The organism is Porcipelethomonas sp. (genome assembly GCF_051893655.1).
In the GTDB taxonomy this organism is placed as follows: domain Bacteria; phylum Bacillota; class Clostridia; order Oscillospirales; family Ruminococcaceae; genus Porcipelethomonas.
The window spans coordinates 5,880-8,869 of sequence record NZ_JBJFHN010000105.1; the positions used below are offsets into that span (position 1 = coordinate 5,880).

At 38.9% G+C, this 2,990-nt stretch carries 4 protein-coding genes; all 4 read left to right on the forward strand.

Going from position 1 to position 2,990, the window contains the following annotated elements:
- A partial coding sequence (locus ACI4WO_RS06200; RefSeq protein ID WP_439806693.1) for a DUF2207 family protein occupies positions 1-1,176 on the forward strand: 1,176 nt, incomplete at its 5' end.
- Entirely contained in the window at positions 1,173-1,739 is a 567-nt protein-coding gene (locus ACI4WO_RS06205; protein WP_439806694.1) for a LemA family protein, read from the forward strand. The genes ACI4WO_RS06200 and ACI4WO_RS06205, both read left to right, overlap by 4 nt.
- An 18-nt stretch (positions 1,740-1,757) precedes the next feature.
- Positions 1,758-2,339, forward strand: coding sequence for a hypothetical protein (locus ACI4WO_RS06210; RefSeq protein ID WP_439806695.1), 582 nt, complete (start codon positions 1,758-1,760; stop codon positions 2,337-2,339).
- Positions 2,340-2,647: 308 nt separating this feature from the next.
- A partial coding sequence (locus ACI4WO_RS06215) for a leucine-rich repeat protein (RefSeq protein WP_439806696.1) occupies positions 2,648-2,990 on the forward strand: 343 nt, incomplete at its 3' end.

The following is a 2,990-nucleotide window of genomic DNA, read 5'->3' on the forward strand; positions in this document are numbered from 1 at the left end:
ATTATCAGAACCCAGATAAAAACAACGATACAGAACTGCACCATTACAAGTATACAGGATTTTGACTATTACCGTGATAAGCTGACAGGTTTGTCACCGGCGGTAATCAGCATTCTGACAGATCTGGAGACAGAACAGAAAAAGGACGTGGCTGCGTCGATTTTGCAGTATGAAAATCTTGGACTCTTAACAGAGGACGCTGACCATACATACCATGCCACAAATAAATACTATAGCTGTGCTGACCTGAATGAAAGTGACCGCTATTTAATAGAGCATCTGGAAAAAGGCGATTTTGACTGGGAGAATGATACGCAGTGGAAACAGCTGGTTATGGAGGAGGCTGTTTCAGAAGGGTATGTTTCCAAAAAAATAATACAAAGACCGAAGCAGTCGGAAGTTACAGCAAATCAGCAGCCGCAGAAGAAAGCTGTTTCAATAAAATGGCGTTTTGTTCAGATATTGCTTGGAATCGTCTGGGTGTTCTGGCTTTTGAACGCATACCCGAGAATGGCAGAGATTCAGCCGCTTATTCAGTCTGCTGCTGTGGAAAGAAGTGATCTGCTGCTTTTTCTGTATGAACAGCCGAAAGTGCCGCTTGCGTATGCCGAGGCCATAGCATTATTTATATCTGCAATATTCATTCTTGCATACAGACCGAGGGCAAATAAGAGAAAACGCTCCGCTGAGGAAAAAGCCAATACCCGGAAAGGCTGTCTTTTGCCGTTGGCGGTGGTTCTGTTCTGGTTTTTGTGGGTGGGAACTGCAATACCAAGATTGATGAATTTAACCGATGTTCTTGACACCGCTCCGGAAAATGCAAGCCTGGCAGAACAGATGAAATTTCTCAGTGAGAATAAGCTTATACCTGGATGCATAGAAGTACTATTAATGTTCATTTATCTCATGTTTATGATTGCATTTGTGCTGTCAGCCTCCCGTGTGGGAAGGATAATAATGAAAAATAACAAACCAATAAAACGTACAGACTATGGCAATCAGATGGCAGAGTGCATATACGGAATGAAGAATTTTATCCATGATTATTCTAATTTAAGTGAGGCTGACAGACGTCAGGTTGTCCTCTGGGAAGACTATCTTGTGTATGCGGTTGTGCTGGAAGAAAATGAAGAAATAGTAAATGAAATTTCAAGAACAAGGAGAGAAGTTTTATGATAGTATTTATAATTGTAATTGCGGTTATTGTTTTTTTCGCTGTGATGCTGGCTGTGGAGTATAACAGTCTGGTAGTGCTCAGAAACAGAGTGGACAATCAGTCTGCACAGGTAGATGTACAACTGAAACGCAGGGCAGAACTTATCCCTAATCTGATTGAAACGGTAAAAGGGTATGCTAAATTTGAAAAATCGACCCTGACCGATATTGCAGAACTCAGAAGCAAGGTCATGAATTCCGGAAATACAAGTGAAGCCTGCACAGCTGATGCAAAGCTTGGCAGGGTTTGTTCAAAGGTGCTTGCACTTGGAGAAAGCTATCCGGAACTGAAAGCAAATACGAACTTTTTAAAGCTGCAGGAAGAACTTTCGGAAACTGAAAATAAAATTGTAATGGCACGGCAGTTTTATAACGATACTGTAACAAAGTATAATACTGCTGTTCAGGTATTCCCAAAATCCATTGCGGCAGGTATTTTCGGTTTTAAAAAGAAAGAACTGCTGGAAACTTCACAGCCGGAACGTAAACCGGTTAAACTTGACGGTAATACTTTTCAGTTTTAGTATTCGGGAGATAATCAAATGGAGAGAAAAATATATATTCTTCTGCTCATTTTAAGTTCGTTAACTTTGGTGCATGTAGTAATCAGGAAAATAAAAAGGCACAGAGCTAAAAAAAGTGTCGATTCAGATGAATCAGTCTGCCAGACTGCTGATGAGGATAAAAAAGTTGCACGCCATAAAAGTAGTTTTGGGATTTGTGTATTTTATTTGATTTTCTGGGTACTCGGTCTGAATCTTCTGTTTGTTAGTTATAAGAATATAAAATATGCCAGAGAGATTACCGAGCAGGGAAATAAGACAATTGCTGAAATAACAGATGTGCATGAATATGAAGTCTCTGACGGAGACGGTAATCACCATAATGAGCGTGATGTGTATGTAACGTATATGGCTGATGGCAGGAAATATGATGCCATAATTAAAGAAGCGAATATATATGATTCTGCTGGTGAGCAAATAGAGATATATTACTCTTCCGAAGATCCGACAGTAATCATGTCACCGGAAAATGTTAAAAACGAAGTTTCATTTAAAATACCCATGGGTGCAATATTAGTCATAATCCCATTTTTATTGCTTATCAGATACAGTTTGATGTAAAAAGTAATGACAGTAACCAATTAGTTATTTCTACTTAGATATTCTTAAAAAAACAGGTCGCTCTCAGACATGAGCAGCCTGTTTTCGTTATTCGGACTTGTTGCAGCTATGTAAATAGTTATATTATCCATCTGAAATAGGAGTAAAGCAGGCTGCACCATTAATGTACCTTAAAACTTAACCTTGTCTGAATTCAGTGTATCCTTGCGACAGATTTATGAAAAGACTTATGAAAATGACAATAATTTGACTTCTTAAAAATAATATGGTAAAATTATACTATCAGAATTTAAATGGAGGAAACACGAATGAAGAAAAAACGATTTATAAGTTTTGTCACATCTGCGGTAATGGCTGCGATGTGTCTTGGCGGCGGCTTATCTGAGCTGACAAGCAGAATTCATCTTGTGAACGAGCCTTTAATTGCTGAGGCGGAAACTACTGGTACTTACGGGGATTTGAGTTATACTGCTTACACGAATTATGTTGAAATAACCGATTGCGATGAATCAACTGTATCTGTTGAAATTCCTGACGAAATTGATGGTTTGCCTGTAACGAGTATAGAAGATGATGCATTTTCCCTCTGTACAAGCCTTGAAAGCATAATGATTCCGGACGGTGTAACGAGTATTAAAAGATGTGCATTTG